Below are 17,850 nucleotides of genomic sequence, written 5' to 3'. Positions count from 1 at the left end.
TCTAGACCTCCAGCAGATCACGGCGCCGTAGCGGCCGGGCGAAGAGTTCGGCGAGATCGGCGGCCTGATCGAAGCCGTGGATCGGCGAGAAGACGAGTTCGATCGCCCACTTTGTCGTGAGCCCCTCCATCTCGAGCGGGTTGGCGAGGCCTAGGCCGCAGACGGTGATGTCCGGGCGGTCAGCGCGCACGCGGTCGAGCTGGCGCTCGACATGCTGGCCTTCGGACAGGCGCACCTGCGCGCCGAAGCTTTCCAGCTCGCGTGCGAGGTGGGCGCGGTGAAGGTACGGCGTGCCGACCTCGACCAGCTCCATGCCGAGTTCGTTCTGCAGGAAGCGCGCGAGCGGCACTTCCAGCTGCGAGTCGGGCAGGAAGGTGATGCGCTTGCCCTCGAGCTGGGGGCGCAGTTTCGACAGGGCGATGCGCGCGCGTTCGCGGCCCGGAGCGATGACCTGTTCGGTCAGCGCGGGATCGACACCGAATTCACGGGCAGCGGCGCGCAGCCAGTCGGAGGTGCCCTCGACACCGAAGGGAAACAGCGCTTCGATCCGCTTCGCCCCGCGACCCTCGAGCGCCATCGCGGTGTCGCCGAGGAAGGGCTGGGCAAGGATGTAGCGGGTGTTCGGGCCCACTGCGGGAAGATCGCGGGCATTGCGCGCGGGCAGCACGCCGACGCTGGCGATGCCGAGATCGGCGAAGAGGCGCAGAAACTGGTCTTCCACGATGTCGGGAAGCGAGCCGACGATCAGCAGCTCTTTCGGCGCGTCGGCGGGGAGGGCCCGCATCACCGGCACCAGCGCAGCGAGGCAGGCATCTTCGCCCTGGGTGAAGGTCGTCTCGATCCCGCTGCCCGAATAGTTGAGGATCCGCACCCGCGGCATGTGCACCGCGCCGAGGCGCTGGGCGGCCTTGGCGAGATCGAGCTTGATCACTTCCGAGGGGCACGAGCCGACGAGGAACAGCGTCCTGATGTCCGGCCGGCGTTCGAGCAGGCGGTTCACCACCCGGTCGAGCTCGTCCTGGGCATCGACCATGCCGGCAAGGTCGCGCTCTTCCATGATCGCGGTGGCAAAGCGCGGTTCGGCGAAGATCATCACCCCGGCCGCGCTCTGGAGCAGGTGGGCGCAGGTGCGCGAGCCGACCACGAGAAAGAAGGCGTCCTGCATCTTGCGGTGCAGCCAGATGATGCCGGTGAGGCCGCAGAAGACCTCGCGCTGGCCGCGTTCGCGCAGGATCGGGCGCTGGGCGTCGGCAGCGGGGCGGGCCTGCTCGGCCGCGCAGCCATCGAGGAGGTCGAGCGCATTCATGCGGCCACCGCCTGGCGCGCGGGTGCGCCTTCCAGCCGTGCCATGCGCAGCTTCCACAGGAACTGTCCGGCGTTGATGACGTAGGCGCCGTAGCCCGCGAGCGCGACCAGCATCCGCTGTTCGAGCGTCCCCAGTCCGCCGAGCAGCATGACGAGGTAGAGCGTGTGCAGCGCCAGCACGAGCATCGAGAAGACGTCTTCCCAGAAGAACGACTCGGCGAAGAGCCACTTCCCGAACACGACCTTCTCCCAGATCGAGCCGGTGATCATGATGGTGTAGAGCACCAGCGTCTTGATCACGATCGAGACGTCGGCGGCAAAGGCGCCTTCGCCTGTCGCAAGCGTGCGGATCACGAGGCCGAGGCTGACGAGGAAGACGAGAAACTGCACCGGGGCGAGCACGCCCTGCACGACCGTCCAGACCGAAGCGTCCCGCCGTGCCCGCTCTTCCGCGGTGTAAAGTACGCGGGAATTGCCCCTTTCGTGGCCCGCCCCCTTCACCGTGGTTCCGGGTTCGACCGGGGATGCCTGATCCATCCGAGTCATTTGTCGCGTCAGCCTTTTCTCTCAGACTCGGATCATTACGCTTTCCAACTTAAGTGTCAATTGAATTGGACGTTCAGTTTTGTTGACGACTGATCCAACATGGGTAAGGCCGTTTGCGTGCCAAGCGAAAAAGGCGTAGGTAGGAGTCGCTGGCTTTTCGGGATCAGAGCCAAGGCCGTTTCCTAGGGGACGGTCACTACCTCCTGCGGAAGGTTCGTCCGCACGACCTGGGGAGGGTCTGACGAATGGGAGAGTCCAAGGCTTCGGGGATGTTCGGCGCAGGATCGGCGGTGCTGCGGGGTGTGATTTCGGCACCGCTGGAACGGGTCAGACGACGATCTTCCGCAGCTGCGGACCAGCCCGACTCGGTCAACACCATCATCGAAAGCGAGATCATCCCGCGCCTGCTGATGGCGCATTCTTCCGGGGAGAACCGCAAGCGGTCCCGTCTGCTGCGCACCATCACCCCTGACGAGGCTTCGCGCTTTGCCGTCCTGCCGCTGCGGCTCGAGGCCGCGGCCCTTCTGGAGGAGGTCGACGCCTTCATCGCCAAGGGCGCCAGCGTCGAGACCATCTGCCTCGATCTGCTCGCCCCCGCTGCCCGCCGTCTCGGCGAGCTGTGGGACAACGACGAGTGCGATTTTCTCGACGTGACAATGGGTTTGTGGCGTCTGCAGGAAGTCATGCGCGAGGTCGCTGCGCGGGCGCCGGTCGATCTGGCGGGCCTTGCCACGCCCCGTTGCGCGCTGTTCTCGCCGATGCCGGGCGATCACCACAATTTCGGCACGCTGATGATCGAGGAGGTCTTCGCCCGCGGCGGCTGGCGCAGCGAGGCGCTGGTCAAGCCCGAACGGCGCGAGCTGCTCGACCGGCTGGCCCACCAGCCCTTCGACCTCGTAGGATTGACGCTTGCCCGCGATTGTCCTAGCGCCGCGCTGAGCAATCTCATCAAGGCGGTACGCAACGTGTCCGCCAATCCTCACATCATCGTGCTGGTCGGCGGACGAATGATCAACGAGAATCCCGGAATGGCGATGGAAGTGGGGGCAGACGGCACGGGCGCGGACGCGCTCGCCGCGCTCGAACTCGCGAACGCGCTGGTGAATACTGCTGCTGCCCGTGATCTGAACCTCCGGTAGGTTCGAGAACGGCCATGCTCACCCGCAAGCACTCGATCGAAGGCAAGCACCCTTTCGGGAAGGCGGCGGAGCTGTTCAACACGCTCGATGCCGATGCGGCGATGAAGCTGGCGATGGTGGCGGGCGACGTCACCCTCGTGCTCGACGACACCGGCACGATCCTCGATGCGGCCTTCGACCCGCGCGAGTTCCCGGGCTTCGCCAACATGGTCGGGACCAACTGGATTGAGACCGTCACCGACGAATCCCGTCCGAAAATCATGGAGATGCTCGCCGCTGCCCGGCGCGGTGAGGTGCAGCACTGGCGGCAGGTCAACCACCCCTCGCGCGACGGCGACGTGCCGATCCGCTATGCCGTGCTCAGCGTCAATCGCGGCGAGCACCGCATCGCCTTCGGTCGTGACCTGCGCGAGGCGGGCAAGCTCCAGCAGCGCCTGCTGCAGGTCCAGCAGTCGCTCGAACGCGACTATCTGCGGATGCGCCAGCTCGAGGCACGCTACCGGATGCTGTTCGAGCGGTCGACCGAGCCGGTGCTGATCGTCGAGGCCGGTACGCTCCGTATCCGCGAGGCCAATCCGGCCGCTCACGCGCTGATGGGCGCCCGTCCCGCGGGGCTGCCGGGCAAGAAGCTGCTGACCTTCATCGACAAGAACTCGCACGATGCGGTGCAGGCGCTGGTCGGCGCCGCGCTGGTGTCGGACACGGTCAGCCCGGGGCGCATTCGCATCGCTCGCGGATCGCGCGAGGTGATGGCCTCGGTCAACGGCTTCACCCAGGATCGCGGGCAGTTCCTGCTGGTCCGGCTGGTGCCCGCGAGCGACCGGGCCACAGGCGAATTCTCCCCCGTTCTGGCGCTCGTCGACCAGATGCCCGACGCCTTCGTCGTCGCCGACAGCAACCTCGAGATCGTCACCGCCAATGCCGCCTTCGTCGAGATGCTCCAGGCCGCCAGCGTCGACCAGCTGCGCGGCCGGCACCTGTCGGAATCCATCGGCCGGCCGGGCATCGATCTCGACCTGATCGAAGGCCAGATCGACCAGCATGGCGCGGCGCGCAATGTCGCCACGGTGCTGCGGGTCGGCCATGATGTCGACGGCGAACCGATTGAATTGTCGGCGGTCCGCACCTCGGGCGAGGATGGCTACTATGCCTTCGTGATCCGCCCGATCGGTCGCCGCCTCCGCGACCTGCCGCCCGGTGCGCAGGATCTGCCGCGCTCGGTCGAGCAGCTCACCGACCTTGTCGGCCGCATGAGCCTCAAGGACATCGTGCGCGAGAGCACCGACCTGATCGAGCGGCTCTGCATCGAGGCGGCGCTGAGCTACACCTCGGACAACCGCGCCTCGGCCGCCGAGATCCTCGGCCTTTCGCGCCAGAGCCTCTATTCCAAGCTCCACCGCTACGGCCTCGGTAATCTCGCTGGCGACGGCGAGTAGGGCGTGCGGGCCTAGGGGCCGTTCCCAACCGCGAAGACCACCGCACGACAGCGCAAAGACGCGCCGACGACAGCGGTATGCGCGGCCCATGGCAAAGGCATGGCGGACTTCCCATGCAGGCACCTGCCGGGACTCGGGCGATGGACCCCGCGCAATCCTTTGTATTTCGACTGTCAACACGGCCTGCTTGTCCCGATGTGACATGATTTCTGCGCGTTTACGAATCTGAATGCGAAAATCGGGGTTTGGCGGAAATGTAGTGTCCAAATAAGTTGACGCTTATGCCTGTCAGGCATAGCCTCGCGATATGGAGCACTCGGTACCCTCGACTCGCACCGTGCCCAACCCGGCCCGGCGTCCCGGAGGCGCCCCGCGACCGCGCGATGTGCTCGAACTCCTCAAGCCGATCACCTGGTTCCCGCCGATGTGGGCCTTCATGTGCGGGGCCGTGTCCTCGGGCGCGGGGCTGGAGGGGCGCTGGTGGTTCGTCGCGGGCGGCGTGGTGCTGGCAGGGCCGCTGGTGTGCGGCACCTCGCAGGCCGTGAACGACTGGTTCGACCGCCATGTCGATGCCATTAACGAACCGCACCGCCCGATCCCCTCGGGCCGCATTCCGGGCCGCTGGGGGCTTTATATCGCCATCATCGCCAGCCTCGTCTCGGCGAGCGTCGGCTGGCTGCTCGGCCCCATCGTCTTCGTCGCCTCGCTGGTCGGCCTCGCCTTCGCCTGGGCCTATTCCGCCCCGCCGCTGCGCTTCAAGGCGAACGGCTGGCTCGGCCCGCTGGTGTGCGGGCTGACCTACGAGGGCCTCTCGTGGTTCACCGGCGCCACCGTGATGCTGGGCGCGATGCCCTCGGCGGAAGTGATCGCAGTGCTGGTGCTCTATTCGCTGGGTGCGCACGGCATCATGGTCCTCAACGACTTCAAGGCGGTCGAGGGCGACCGCCAGACCGGCCTCACCTCTCTGCCGGTGGTGCTGGGCGTGAGCGCGGCGGCGCGGCTCGCCTGCGTGACGATGGCCGCCGCGCAGGTGGTGGTGATCGCGCTGCTGGCGGCGTGGGGCTACACGATCTCCGCCGTGGTGGTGACCGGCGTGCTCGCCGCGCAGATCGCCGCCATGCCGCGCCTGCTGCGCGATCCGGCGAAGTATGCGCCGTGGTACAACGGGGTAGGCGTGACGCTCTACGTGCTGGGGATGCTGGCGGCGGCGCTCGGCCTCGGGGGGCAGATCTGATGCACGCCCCGCTGGCCTCGCCCGAAATCAATACCGAGAAGGGCTTCGGCTGGCTGGCGATCATCCGTATCGGGCTGGTGCAGGCTGCGATCGGCGCGCTGGTGATGCTCGCCTCGACCGTGCTCAACCGGGTGATGGTGGTGGAGCTGAAGCTGCTGGCGACGATCCCCGCCGGGCTGGTGGCGTGGCATTATGCGGTGCAGCTGGGCCGCCCCCTGTGGGGTCATGCCTCGGACAAGGGGAATAATCGCACCGTCTGGATCGTCGGCGGGCTTGCCGTGCTGGCGGCGGGGGTGGTGCTGGCGACGCAGGCGACGCTGATGATGCGGGAGTCCTTCGGCGCGGCCTTCGCGCTGGCGGTCTTCGCCTATGCGCTGATCGGCGCAGGCGTGGGCGCGGGCGGAACCTCGGCGCTGGCGCTGCTCGCGAGCGGGGTCGCGCCCGAACGGCGCGCGGCCGCCGCGGCGGTGACCTGGACGATGATGGTCGCAGGGATCGTCGCCTCGGCGATCACCGTGGGCCAGCTCCTCAAGCCCTTCAGTTTCGACCGGCTGCTGCTGGTGGCGGGCGGGCTGGCGCTGGCGATGGTGGCGCTGACGGTGCTGGCGACATGGCGGCTCGAGCGACAGGCGGGCCGCTTCGGCCATGCCGCGCGCGAGGGCGAGGTGCCCGATTTCCGCGCGGCACTCTCCGAAATCTGGCACGAGCCTGCGGCGCGGCGCTTCACGGTGTTCATCTTCGTCTCGATGATCGCCTTCTCGATGCAGGACCTGATCCTCGAGCCCTTCGCGGGGCTGATCTTCGGCCTCTCGCCGGGAGAATCGACCCAGCTGGGCGGGCAGCATCAGGGCGGCATCCTCGCCGGCATGATCCTGACCGGCGTGGGCGGCAGCGCCTTCACCGGCAAGCGGCCCGATGGCCTGCGCGCCTGGGTGATCGGCGGTTGCGTCCTCTCGGCCGCGGGGCTCGCGGCGCTGGGAGTTGCGGCGGTGAGCGGGCCGCCCTGGCCGCTCGGGATCAATGTCTTCGTGCTCGGCTTCGGCAACGGCGTCTTCGCGGTTGCCGCCATCGGCGCGATGATGGGGCTGGCCGGTGCCGGCGAGACTACCCGCGAGGGCGTGCGCATGGGCGTGTGGGGCGCGAGCCAGGCGATCGCCTTCGGGCTCGGGAACCTGCTCGGGGCGGGGGGCGTGGACTATGCCCGTCACGCGCTGGGCGCCGACGGGCCGGCCTTCCAGCTGGTCTTCGCCATCGAGGCGGCCGCCTTCGTGCTCGCGGCGCTGCTGGCGGTCAGGGCGACGGGGGGCGCAGCCTTGCGCGAGGCACGCACGGAACAAAGGGAAGGGGTCTACGCATGAACCAGACGATCTACGATGCCGTGGTGATCGGCGGCGGGCCCTCGGGTTCCACCGCCGCGACCGACCTTGCGCTGGCGGGCCATTCGGTGCTGCTGATCGAGCGCGGGGGGCGGATCAAGCCCTGCGGCGGCGCGGTGCCGCCGCGGCTGCTCGCCGATTTCGACATTCCCCAGTCGCTGCTGGTCGCCAAGGCGCGCTCGGCCCGGATGATCGCCCCCTCGGGCCGCGCGGTCGACATGCCGGTGGGCGAGATCGGCTATGTCGGCATGGTCGACCGCGAGGAATTCGACGAATGGCTGCGCGAGCGGGCCCGCCATTCCGGTGCCGAGCGCCTCACCGCGACCTTCGAGAAGATCGAGCGCGACGACAAGGCCCACCCCATCGTCACCTTCCGCCGCACACGGGGCGGCCCGCTCGAGAGCGTGCGCGCCCGCGTGGTGATCGGCGCCGACGGGGCGCGATCGGCGGTCGCCAAGCAGTGCCTTCCGGGGGCGGAGCGCGTGCCTTGCGTCTTCGCCTATCACGAGATCATCAAGTCGCCGCCCAAGAACACCGACCAGTTCGACGCCTCGCGCTGCGATGTCTTCTACCAGGGCCGCCTCTCGCCCGATTTCTACGCCTGGGTCTTCCCCCATGGCGAGACCGCGAGCATCGGGGTGGGCAGCGCCAACAAGGGCTTTTCCCTGCGCGGCGCGATCGCCACGATGCGCGACGATCTCGGGCTCGACCGCTGCGAGACGGTGCGCCGCGAAGGCGCGCCGATCCCGCTGAAGCCGCTGAAGCGCTGGGACAACGGCGCCGATGTGATCGTCGCGGGCGATGCCGCAGGGATCGTCGCGCCGGCCTCGGGCGAAGGGATCTACTACGCCATGGTCGGCGGCCGGATGGTGGCCGAGGCCAGCGCCGCCTTCCTCAGGACCGGCGAGGCGAAGCACCTGCGCTCGGCCCGCAAGGCCTTCATGAAGGAGCACGGCAAGGTGTTCTGGGTGCTCGGGGTGATGCAGTATTTCTGGTATTCGTCCGACAAGCGCCGCGAGCGCTTTGTCACCATGTGCGACGACAAGGACGTGCAGGAGCTGACCTGGCAGGCCTACATGCACAAGAAGCTGGTGCGCGCAAAGCCGCTGGCGCACATCAAGATCTTTCTCAAGGACACCGCGCACCTGCTCGGCCTGAGGCCCGCCACCTGAGGCGAGAGCGCGCGAGGGATTGCAGGTGAGGACGGCGCGACCTAGGCTCTGGTTCATGAACCGGATGATGATCATTCCGGTGACCGTCGCCACGGTCGCCGCGCTGTGCGTGGCGGCGCTGGGCGCGACCGTCACCGATCTCGGGCCGTGGTACCAGGCGCTCGCCAAGCCCGCGTGGAACCCGCCGGACGTGGTCTTCCCGATGGGCTGGACGGTGATCTACGCGCTGATCACCGTCGCCGGGATCACCGCCTGGCGCGCGGCGCCGAACACGGCGGCGGCGGAATGGGTGATCGGCCTGTTCGCATTGAACGGCTTTCTCAACATCAGCTGGTCGATCCTGTTCTTCCGCTTCCAGCGTCCCGACTGGGCGTTCTACGAGGTCGTCCTGCTGTGGCTCTCGATCCTCGCGATGATCCTCTATTGCGGGCGCTTCTCTAAGAAGGCGGCGGTGCTGCTGGTGCCCTATCTGGCATGGGTGACCTTCGCCGCCGCGCTCAACCGCGCGGTGGTCGAGCTCAACGCGCCCTTCGGCTGAGGCAGGCGCGGCGCGCATGGCAGGCCAGGGCCTCGTCGAATTGCTGTTCGAAGGCGGCCATGCGGCCGACGTGATCCTTGCCGTGCTCGCGGCCGAGGCGGTCTGGCTGCGCGCCGCGCGCGGCTGGCGGTGGAGCGCGGTGCTCGGGCTGCTGGGGCCTGCCGCGCTGATCGTGCTGGGCCTGCGCGCGGCGATGACGGGGGCGGCATGGTGGTGGATCGCGCTGCCGCTCGGCGCCTCGCTGCCGCTCCACCTCCTCGATCTGCGCGCCCGGCTGGGCTCGGCACCGCCGCCGCCCTGACCGCGCCTCCTTTCGCTTCCCATCACAGGCAAGGAAAAACCCGGCCCGGCGCTGTGCCGGACCGGGTCCATGTTCCTGCCTTATGGGGGCGGGGGAGGGGCCTTTCGGCCCCGTCCCTCACTTCTGGCCGGCCGAAGCCTGCGCCGCACCGGTCGGATCGTAGTGGATCGTGTCCGGAGCATAGTAGTGTTCCTGGGCCCACAGGTACCAGTTGTCGACCACGGTGCCGGTGAGCAGGATGCCGATGCCGCCCGTGAGGGTGGTCAGCACCGCGAACCACCAGGCCCAGCGGTGGATGGATTCGAAGGTCGCGTTGAACCCCATCACCCAGCGCCAGAACAGCGCGCCGCGTTCGGCGGCCGTCCCGCGGTCGGTGATCTGCTCGATCTCGCGCTCGCCGCCGTAGCGGCCGAGGGCCAGGATCGTCGCCCCGTGCATCGCGAACAGCACCGCCGACCCGTAGAGGAAGACGATCGAGAGCGCGTGGAACGGATTGTAGAACAGGTTCCCGTAGACCAGCGAGAAGTTGTTGGTCCAGTTGAGGTGCTCGAAGATGCCGAAGGGCACGGCTTCCGACCACTGGCCCAGCAGCATCGGGCGGATGAAGCCCAGCACCAGGTAGAGCCAGATCGCCGAGGCGAAGGCCCAGGGGATGTGCATCCCCATGCCCAGCGCCTTGGCGCGGCGGTAGGTGCGCACCCACCACAGCAGGATCGAGACCGTCAGGAAGAAGCCGGCGAGGATCCACCAGCCGCCTTCCTTCAGCGGCACGAACGGGCTGAAGCCGTATTCGGGCCCCGGGGGGTTGAGCGAGAGCCAGAAGAACTCGCGCATGAAGCCTTGCGGGCTCCAGTTCACCTGCGCCCAGAAGTTGAAGCCGATGATCAGGATCGCCAGCGTGCCGCAGACGAGGCTGAGCGTACCGGTCCAGCCGAGATAGATCGGCCCCCACTGCGCCTGGCCGATCTTGCCGAACCAGTAGGAGTAGCCCGTGGCCGGGATGCGGATGTCTTCCTCGGGCGCAAGCGGGATACCCATTTCGGGTGGCCCCTTGACCTGCACCTGCGTGAAGATGTTCTGATAAGTCGCCATGGTTCAGGTGCTCCTTACGACCAGATCGGGATCTTCGTCCAGAAATCCCAGAATTCGATCCAGCTGCCGACATACAGAGTGCCGGAGATGACGATGCAGATGGCGCTCCAGAACCCGGCGTTGAGCGCCAGGAAGAGCCCCACCCGGTGGATGCCGAGCGTGCCGACCGAATAGCCGATGAAGTCACGGAAGTAGGTGTCTTCGTATTCGGGCGACTTGACGTCGGTGCCCCCGCTCGGATTGACCGCCGACAGCACCAGGCCGCCGTGCAGCGCGAGCGCGAGACAGTTCGTGAAGAAGAACGTGATCGCGAGCATGTGCACGGGGTTGTAGTGGAAGTTGCCGAAGGCGTAGCCGACGTTCGAGACCCACTCGAGGTGGGTCCAGATCCCGTAGGGGAAGCCGTTGCCCCACGCGCCCATCCACAGCGGACGGATGACGTTGAGCGAGACATAGGCGAACACCGCCACGCTGAAGGCGATCGGCACGTGGTAGCTCATGCCGAGCTTGCGGGAGATTTCCGCCTGCCTGAGCACCCACGAGCTGAACGCGATGACCGCGCAGCAGGTGATGATCTGCCAGTATCCGCCCTCCTGGAGCGGAGCGAGGCTGAGGCCGTATTCGATCGGCGGCGGGTTGATCGAAATGAGCCAGGGGTTGAGGGTCGGACCTTGTGTGGCTGCGGCAAAGATCAGCATGGTGCCCAGAAGGGCGCTGATTGCCGTCGTCACTCCAAAGAATCCGACATAAAACGGCCCGACCCAGAAGTCGAAAAGGTCGCCGCCGATCAATGTGCCACCGCGGACGCGGTATTTCCGCTCGAAACTAAGGAGCGCCATAGGTCCATCCTCCCCGCCACTGGGGCGGGTGCTATAGGTTGTCGACGAGTGTTAGGAGGCAGGCAGGCGAACCTGCCCCCTCACATTTTCGAGACGAACTATCCCGCCGCCGGAGCTTCCGACGATTCGATAGCCGCCTGGGCCGGCGCAGCGCTGGCGTCTTCGAGCCAGTTGTAGCGTTCGGTGCTGAGCAGGATGAAGTGGATGGTGAACGCCAGGACGGCGAGACCAACGTGCAGCGCCACGAGGGTGCGGCGGATGTCGAAGTAGAACCAGAGTCTCCACATGGTGAAGTTCCTTTCAGATTTTTCGGATCACGGTTCCGACCGAAAGCGGACCGGCAAGCCGGTGGCGTTCAGCCGAACAGCCGGTCTTGGATCAGAGCGGCAGCCAGGGCTTGTTGGCCCAGAGCAGCGCATGGGCGACAAGCGCGATCACCACGTAGATGGTGAAAGTGCCCATGAAGCCCTTGTGGATTTCCTGAGCCTCTTCAGGGGTCAGGTGAGTCCCGATGCGTTCATTCATTGGGTTGTCTCCGTTCAGTTGGGTGTGAATGGAAGCCCGAAGGCCCCCGTCGGCATCCCCGCGTGATCCCCCACGTGGATTGGAGAGCCCCCGTAAGGGGGGCATGGGCTGGCGCTGCGGCGGTGATGCTCCGCAGCAGCGACAAAGGCGTGTGGCGGGCGTGCATCGTCATCATGCTCCCGCTCCTTCCAGCAGCGCCTCTTCGAGGCAGTCTGCCGTGACCGTTTCGGTTCCCCGCTGGCGCGCGGTCCGCTCCGCCGCATCGCGCAGGCGCTTGGCGGCGGAAATGCGGATCAGCACCGGCTGGGCTTCGACGAGTGTATCGAGCCGCGCCTTGGCGGCCTTGTCCCAGATCAAGGGAGCTTCCACCCGGGCGGGCGTCGCGTCGACCTTGTCCATCTCGGTCCCGAGCGGGAGGATGTGGAACAGCGCGTCGAACAGCGCATTGCACACTTCCTGCACCAGGTATGTCGCGCCGGAATAGCCCATGAAGGGCGTGCCGGTGTGGCGGCGGATCGCGGCGCCGGGGAAGCTCGCCGGGATGTACATCCCGCGCGCCCCGCACTCGGCCATGTACATCCGCTCGTTGTAGCTGCCGAACACCACCAGCGGCGGGTTGGCGCGGATCGCGGCGCGCACGTCCTCGTTCTTCGGCTTCACGCCCGCACAGCGGGAGAAGGCGAAGGCGCAGGGCAGGCCCATGTCGTCCTCGAGGAAGTGGCGGATGCCGCGCGCGTAGGTCTCGTTGGCGACGATGCCGAAGCTCGCGGTGCCGAAGAAATCCTGCGTGACCGAGCGCCACAGGTCCCACAGCGGCTTGATGGTGGTGTGCTTCTCGCGCTCGATGAAGGGCTCGGGGTCGAGGCCGAGCTCGGCGGCGAGCGCCCGCAGGAACTTGGTGGTCTGCGACAGGCCGACCGGCGCCTGGAAATAGGGCCGCTCGAGCGTCTCGCACAGGTTGCGGCCGAACTCGCGGTACATGCAGACATTCGCGTCCGCCGCGGCGAGCTTGGCGATGTCGGCCAGATGGGTGCCGAGCGGGAAGACCACGCCGACTTCCGCGCCGATGCCTTCGACCAGACGCCGGATTTCGGCAAGATCGGAGGGCATGTTGAACATGCCGTAGGACGGGCCGATGATGTTGACGACCGGCTTCTCGCCCTCGCGCCGCTCGCGCCGGGCGGGCATCTTCTTGGGGCCGAACTCCGTCCACAGCCAGGTCAGCGCGCGGTCGGCCGACTGCCACTGGTCCTCGTCGATGGTGCGCGGCAGGAAGCGCTTGATGTTGGTGCCCTCGGGCGTGACGCCGCCGCCGATCATCTCGGCGATCGAGCCGGTGACGACCACGCAGGGCAGCTCCGGATCGAGCGTCTTCCACGCCCGCTTCATCGCGCCTTCTGTGCCGGTCTTGCCGAGCTCCTCCTCGGCGAGGCCGGTGACGACGATCGGCAGCTCGTGCGGCGGCAGGGCATCGGTGTAGTGCAGCACCGAGGTGACGGGCAGGTTCTCGCAGCCCACCGGGCCGTCGATGATGACCTGCAGCCCCTTCACCGCGGTGAAGACGTAGGTGGCGCCCCAGTAGCCGCCGGCGCGGTCATGGTCGAGGACGAGCGTCATGTGCCGATCGCCTCCGATGCCTTGCGCGCGGCCTCGTTGAGGGCGGCATACTTCTTGCGGAACTTGGGCCGGTCGACCGGCACGTCTTCCCACACACCCGCGGCGTGCTCGGTGCCGACGCCCTCGAAGAAGTCGCGCATCGCGTCGAAACGCGCCTTGTTGCCCATCGCGGCGTTGATCACCGTGGCGAGGCTGCCTGCCCCAGCCGGGCCCATCAGCGGACGCGCCGAGATGAGGTTGGTGAAGTAGAGCGCCGGGATGGCCTTCGCCTTGGCGTGCTGCACCACCGGGGTGGTGCCGATGGCGAGGTCGGGGCGATATTCCTCGACCGCCGCGATATCCTGTTCGAGGCTTGCGCGGAACTGCACCTGCACGCCGCGCGCTTCGAGCCATTCGCGGTCGGCATCCGACCACTTCGTGCGCGGGCAGGCGGAGCCGACATAGCGCACATCCGCGCCACTCTCGACCAGCAGGCGGGCGACCAGCAGCTCCGAGCCCTCATAGCCCGATACCGTGATGCGGCCCTTGATCGGCATGTTCGCAAGAGCGCCCTTGCAGGCGCCGATCATCGCGTTCTTGACGCCGTCGACCTGCGCTTGCGGCAGGCCCATGACATCGCCCAGCGATTGCAGCCAGGCGGCGGTGCCGTCCGCGCCGACCGGGGCCGAGCCGATCACCGGGCGACCCGCGGCTTCGAATTCGCGGATCGAGGCGGTGTAGAAGGGGTGGATCGCGGCGACGACCGCGCAATCCAATGCGGCATAGAGCTCGCGCCATTCGCGGGTCGGGACCACGGGGCCGGCGGCAAGGCCGAGGGGCGCGAGCATCTGCCCGATCACCACCGGATCGGCCGGGAACATCTCGCCCAGCAGCGCCACGCTCGGCCGGTCGGCACGCTCGCGCGGGGCCGCGACGGGGCCGGCCATGACTTCCTCGCGCGCATATTGGAGCATCGCGCCGGCGAGGACGTCCTTCGCCTCGGCGTGAGTGGGGATGCCGAAGCCGGGCACGTCGATGCCGATGATCCGCACCCCCTTGATCTGCTTCTTCAGCAGCCTCAAGGGCACGCCGCTCGCGGTCGGCACGCACAGGTTGGTGACCACGATCGCATCGTAGAGATCGGGATCGGCCATCCCTTCGACGGCTTCCTTGATGTCCTCGAACAGCTTGCCGGTGACGAGCGTTTCCGAGGAGAAGGGCACATAGCCGACCGTCCGCCGCGCGCCGTAGAAGTGCGAGGTGAAGGTCAGGCCATAGACGCAGCAGGCCGAGCCCGAGAGCACGGTCGCAGTGCGCCGCATTCTCAGGCCCACCCGGAGTGACCCGAACGCGGGGCACATGGATTGGGGTTGGTCGTGGGGGCCGACCGGATAGTCGGCGGCATATTGATCGAGGATCTCGCTCTTGCCCGCGGCGCGCGCGGCCTCGCGCATTGTGTCCTTCGAGGCGCAGCCGCCCGCCTCCGCGCCGGGATCCAGGGCGATCCGGTCAGGGGTGCGTTCCGCGTCAAAGGCGCTGTGGTCGCTCATGCCTCGTCGTAGATCACTTCGAGGCTGGGGCGGGTTTCGAACACCCCGCCGCGCATGTCGGCCTGGGTGGCGGGGACGAGTTCGACATTGCCGCCGACGACATCGGCGCTGAACAGGCCCAGAAGGCCGTCCTGATCGAGCGGGGTGGGGCGCAGCGGCGGAGCGCTGGCGACATTTTCCGCCAGCTCCTCGAACAGGCTGCCCCATTCGCCGCCGGGATAGCCGATGATCTGGTAATTGGCGCTCTTGCGGCGGATGTCCTCGTTGGCGGGGATCGCAGTGAGCACCGGGATGCCCACGGTCTTGGCGAAGGCATGGGCCTCGCCCGTACCGTCGTCCTTGTTGACGATCATGCCCGCCACGCCGACGTTGCCGCCCATCTTGCGGAAGTATTCGACCGCCTGGCATACGTTGTTCGCCACGTAGAGCGATTGCAGGTCGTTCGATCCGACCACGATCACCTTCTGGCACATGTCGCGCGCGATCGGCAGGCCGAAGCCGCCGCACACCACGTCACCCAGAAAGTCGAGCAGGACGTAATCGAAGCCCCAGTCGTGGAAGCCCAGCTTTTCGAGCGTTTCGAAGCCGTGGATGATGCCGCGCCCGCCGCAGCCGCGGCCGACCTCGGGGCCGCCGAGCTCCATCGCGAAGACGCCGTCGCGCTGGAAGCACACATCCTCGATGCGCACTTCCTCGCCCGCGAGCTTCTTCTTCGAGGAGGTCTCGATGATCGAAGGGGTGGCCTTGCCGCCGAACAGCAGGCTGGTGGTGTCGGACTTGGGATCGCAGCCGATCAGCAGCACGCGCTTGCCCTGCTGGGCCATCATGTAGCTGAGATTGGCGAGCGCGAAGCTCTTGCCCGAGCCGCCCTTGCCGTAGATCGCGATGATCTGCGTCTCGCTCTTCACCTCGCCGGTGTGGACCGGATCGGGCTCGTGGCTTGCCTCTTCGCGAAGGTGGGCGGCCTGGGTATCAAGCACGGACATCAGCATTCGCTCCAATCGAGGACCATCTTCAGGCAATCGGGATCGCTGAAGGCTTGGGGGTAGGCGTCGAGCGCCTCTCCGGCAGGGCGCCGGTTGGTGACGAGACCCTTGAGGTCGAGCCTGCCGCATTCGATCAGCGCCCGCGTTTCGGCGAGGTCGCCCGGCTGCCATTCGGCGGCGACACGGAAATGCGCCTCGCGCATGAAGGCGGCCGGGAAGGCGAAGCTGACGCGTTCGGAATAGAAGCCCGCGAGCACGATCTCTCCGCCCTTGGAAAGGCGCATGACGAGATCGTCGATCAGGCCGGCATCCCCGCTGGCGTCGTAGATCGCGTGATAATCGCGCCGCTCGTCGGCGGCGGGGTCGATGACGGTGTAGCCGGCCGCGCCATTGCGGCGGGCGGGATTGGTTTCCCACACCGTCGGCGCCGCGCCGCCCAGGGCGAGCGTCAGACGGGCGAGCAGGCGGCCGAGCACGCCGTGCCCGACGATCAGGTCGGGCAACGACTCGCGCCGGGCAAAGCCGCCCTTGATCGCGTGGAGCGCGGTCGCGGCGAGCGCGCAGAGCACGCCGGCCTCGCCGAGGTGTTCGGGAATGGGCAGCGCCCGGGCCGAGGGCACGATCACCCGCCGCGCCGTGCCGCCGAAGAGGCCGCGCGCATCGGTGTAGCAATTGGCCCCGGGCACGAAGACCCAGTCGCCCAGCCGTGAGCGGGCATCGGGCCCGGTCTCGACGATGCGGCCGACCGATTCATAGCCCGGCACCAGCGGATAGCCGAGCCCCGGGAAGGGCGGCATGCGTCCGGTGAAGAGGAGCTTTTCGGTGCCGGTGCTGATGCCGCTCCAGGCGATCTCGACGAGAACGTCCGAGGCTTCCACCGGCTTCATTTCGAGCGACCGGAGAGCGAGGCGCTCCGGTGCTTCGAGAATGACGGCCAGCGTGTTCATGTCCTCGGTCCTCCCTGAGGGGTCAATTCGAGGCGCGAACGCCGAGTCGAAAACCCCGCAGCTACGTTCTCCCAACTGTGTGCTACGCCTTACGTTCCCGACTGTCAAACAACTTGGACAAATTATGCTCAGGCGGTGGCGATGATCACGCTTGCGTTGACCGGTTGCGCGGTCGCGACGAGGCGAGCGCGGGCAAAGCCGGCCTGGCGGCACATGGCGATGATCTCGGCCGGGCTGCGCGGGCGCCCCGAGCCCATCGCCCAGAGGTAGAGGCCGAAAAAGGCCTCGCCCATCGGTTCGGCGCCGGGGATGCGCGCCATCGGCTCGGCGATCAGCAGCCGCGCGCCGGAGGCGAGGCTGGCGCGGATATTGGCAAGCAGGCTCTGCGCGGGCGCATCGTCGTGATCGTGGAGGATCCGGATGAGCGACACCATGTCGTAGCCTTGCGGTATGGAATCGCTGAAGAAATTCCCGGGGTGCGCGGTGACGCGGTGTGGGCCGAGCGCCTCGCCCAGCACCGCGGCCCCGGTCGCGGCGACCTCCGGAAGATCGAACAGGCCGAGCTTCAGCTGCGGCCAGGCCGCGCCGATCTGCCGGAGGAAGGCGCCGTGTCCGCCGCCGACATCGAGCAGCCGCTCGACGTCGCGGAAGGTGACCGCAGCCAGCACCTCCTCGGCCACGAAGTGCTGCGAGGCGGCCATCAATGCCGAATATTCCGCCGTGTCCTCGCCCCTTTCGGTCACGCCCTGAAGCGCCCCGGCATAGGTCCAGAAGCGCGAGAGCGCCGTGGGCTCGGCCCTGTCCGCGCGCAGCAGGGCGAGCGGATCGGCAAGGTCGGCATAGAGCAGGCGGTGATGGCGCACCATCGCCTGCACGCCGGGATTGGTCGCGAAAACAGCGCCTTGCTCTCCCAGCATCCAGTGGTCCGGCACCGGCTCCTCGGACAGCATCAGCGGGCGGCCCGCGCGCAGTAGGGTGAGCGCGGCGCTCTCCGACAGGTCCATCCTTGCGGCGACATCGGCGGCGGACAGCGGGCCGTCCGTCAGCACGTCGAACAGCCCGCCTTCGACATAGGCGCGCAGGACTTGCGAGTAGGCAAAGCCTGCCAGCAGGTCGAAGGCGCCATTGGCGCGGCTGCGCGCGATCCACCGGATCAGCGGCAAGCGGGCGGCCCAGTGCTGGAATCCGGCGCTCGAGAACAGCCGGTTGCGGCGGGCCACGTAACCGAGCTTGAAGGCGGCCCAGCGGCTCACTGTCGGGGTGCTTCA

General features: G+C 67.7%; 18 protein-coding genes. 7 read left to right on the top strand and 11 right to left on the bottom strand.

What is annotated here, in order from left to right; translation table 11 throughout:
* Nucleotide 1: 1 nt before the first annotated feature.
* Nucleotides 2-1,306, bottom strand: a complete 1,305-nt coding sequence (locus tag CBR61_RS14990) for a ferredoxin:protochlorophyllide reductase (ATP-dependent) subunit N (RefSeq protein WP_088915100.1) — start codon at nt 1,304-1,306, stop codon at nt 2-4.
* The gene (gene bchF / locus CBR61_RS14985) at nt 1,303-1,842 is read right to left on the bottom strand and encodes a 2-vinyl bacteriochlorophyllide hydratase (RefSeq protein ID WP_088915099.1); all 540 of its coding nucleotides are present in this window, start codon (nt 1,840-1,842) and stop codon (nt 1,303-1,305) included. The genes CBR61_RS14990 and bchF overlap by 4 nt, the downstream gene beginning before the upstream one ends.
* A gap of 254 nt (nt 1,843-2,096) precedes the next feature.
* Between bchF and CBR61_RS14980 the strand changes: the two genes are divergently transcribed.
* The 7 genes from CBR61_RS14980 to CBR61_RS14950 all read left to right on the top strand — a co-directional run bounded on the left by CBR61_RS14980 (nt 2,097) and on the right by CBR61_RS14950 (nt 9,047).
* Nucleotides 2,097-2,990, top strand: coding sequence for a cobalamin B12-binding domain-containing protein (locus CBR61_RS14980; RefSeq protein WP_233996756.1), 894 nt, complete (start codon nt 2,097-2,099; stop codon nt 2,988-2,990).
* 14 nt (nt 2,991-3,004) lie between these two features.
* Complete coding sequence (gene ppsR / locus CBR61_RS14975) at nt 3,005-4,426, top strand: transcriptional regulator PpsR (protein ID WP_088915097.1); 1,422 nt, start codon at nt 3,005-3,007, stop codon at nt 4,424-4,426.
* A 307-nt stretch (nt 4,427-4,733) separates the two neighbouring features.
* Nucleotides 4,734-5,660, top strand: a complete 927-nt coding sequence (gene chlG, locus CBR61_RS14970; RefSeq protein WP_233996755.1) for a chlorophyll synthase ChlG — start codon at nt 4,734-4,736, stop codon at nt 5,658-5,660.
* A complete protein-coding gene (locus CBR61_RS14965) occupies nt 5,660-7,018 on the top strand; it encodes a BCD family MFS transporter (RefSeq protein WP_088915096.1) in 1,359 nt (452 codons plus the stop codon). Before chlG ends, CBR61_RS14965 begins: the two co-directional genes overlap by 1 nt.
* Nucleotides 7,015-8,208, top strand: coding sequence for a geranylgeranyl diphosphate reductase (locus tag CBR61_RS14960; protein WP_088915095.1), 1,194 nt, complete (start codon nt 7,015-7,017; stop codon nt 8,206-8,208). The genes CBR61_RS14965 and CBR61_RS14960 overlap by 4 nt, the downstream gene beginning before the upstream one ends.
* 55 nt (nt 8,209-8,263) lie before the next feature.
* Entirely contained in the window at nt 8,264-8,746 is a 483-nt protein-coding gene (locus CBR61_RS14955; RefSeq protein ID WP_088915094.1) for a TspO/MBR family protein, read from the top strand.
* A gap of 16 nt (nt 8,747-8,762) precedes the next feature.
* The gene (locus CBR61_RS14950; protein WP_172835978.1) at nt 8,763-9,047 is read left to right on the top strand and encodes a hypothetical protein; all 285 of its coding nucleotides are present in this window, start codon (nt 8,763-8,765) and stop codon (nt 9,045-9,047) included.
* 117 nt (nt 9,048-9,164) lie between these two features.
* Here CBR61_RS14950 and pufM read toward each other — a convergent pair whose 3' ends face one another.
* The 9 genes from pufM to CBR61_RS14905 all read right to left on the bottom strand — a co-directional run bounded on the left by pufM (nt 9,165) and on the right by CBR61_RS14905 (nt 17,835).
* On the bottom strand, nt 9,165-10,139 hold the full coding sequence (gene pufM, locus CBR61_RS14945) for a photosynthetic reaction center subunit M (RefSeq protein WP_088915093.1): 975 nt from the start codon (nt 10,137-10,139) through the stop codon (nt 9,165-9,167).
* A gap of 14 nt (nt 10,140-10,153) precedes the next feature.
* Nucleotides 10,154-10,978, bottom strand: a complete 825-nt coding sequence (gene pufL / locus CBR61_RS14940) for a photosynthetic reaction center subunit L (RefSeq protein WP_088915092.1) — start codon at nt 10,976-10,978, stop codon at nt 10,154-10,156.
* 98 nt (nt 10,979-11,076) lie between these two features.
* Nucleotides 11,077-11,265: a light-harvesting antenna LH1, alpha subunit gene (gene pufA, locus CBR61_RS14935; RefSeq protein WP_088915091.1), complete on the bottom strand. Its 189-nt coding sequence runs from the start codon at nt 11,263-11,265 to the stop codon at nt 11,077-11,079.
* Nucleotides 11,266-11,356: 91 nt separating this feature from the next.
* Nucleotides 11,357-11,503, bottom strand: a complete 147-nt coding sequence (gene pufB / locus CBR61_RS14930; RefSeq protein ID WP_088915090.1) for a light-harvesting antenna LH1, beta subunit — start codon at nt 11,501-11,503, stop codon at nt 11,357-11,359.
* A 171-nt stretch (nt 11,504-11,674) separates the two neighbouring features.
* Nucleotides 11,675-13,120: a chlorophyllide a reductase subunit Z gene (gene bchZ / locus CBR61_RS14925; RefSeq protein ID WP_088915089.1), complete on the bottom strand. Its 1,446-nt coding sequence runs from the start codon at nt 13,118-13,120 to the stop codon at nt 11,675-11,677.
* Entirely contained in the window at nt 13,117-14,649 is a 1,533-nt protein-coding gene (gene bchY / locus CBR61_RS14920) for a chlorophyllide a reductase subunit Y (RefSeq protein WP_088915088.1), read from the bottom strand. The genes bchZ and bchY overlap by 4 nt, the downstream gene beginning before the upstream one ends.
* Nucleotides 14,646-15,641, bottom strand: a complete 996-nt coding sequence (locus CBR61_RS14915; RefSeq protein WP_420705670.1) for a chlorophyllide a reductase iron protein subunit X — start codon at nt 15,639-15,641, stop codon at nt 14,646-14,648. Before CBR61_RS14915 ends, bchY begins: the two co-directional genes overlap by 4 nt.
* On the bottom strand, nt 15,635-16,582 hold the full coding sequence (gene bchC / locus CBR61_RS14910; protein WP_088915087.1) for a chlorophyll synthesis pathway protein BchC: 948 nt from the start codon (nt 16,580-16,582) through the stop codon (nt 15,635-15,637). Before bchC ends, CBR61_RS14915 begins: the two co-directional genes overlap by 7 nt.
* Before the next feature lie 128 nt (nt 16,583-16,710).
* A complete protein-coding gene (locus tag CBR61_RS14905; RefSeq protein WP_088915086.1) occupies nt 16,711-17,835 on the bottom strand; it encodes a methyltransferase in 1,125 nt (374 codons plus the stop codon).
* Nucleotides 17,836-17,850: the final 15 nt, after the last annotated feature.

The organism is Porphyrobacter sp. CACIAM 03H1 (assembly GCF_002215495.1).
Classification (GTDB): domain Bacteria; phylum Pseudomonadota; class Alphaproteobacteria; order Sphingomonadales; family Sphingomonadaceae; genus Erythrobacter.
Note: the sequence above shows the minus strand (reverse complement) of the source record. Positions and strands in the feature narration are given on the sequence as shown.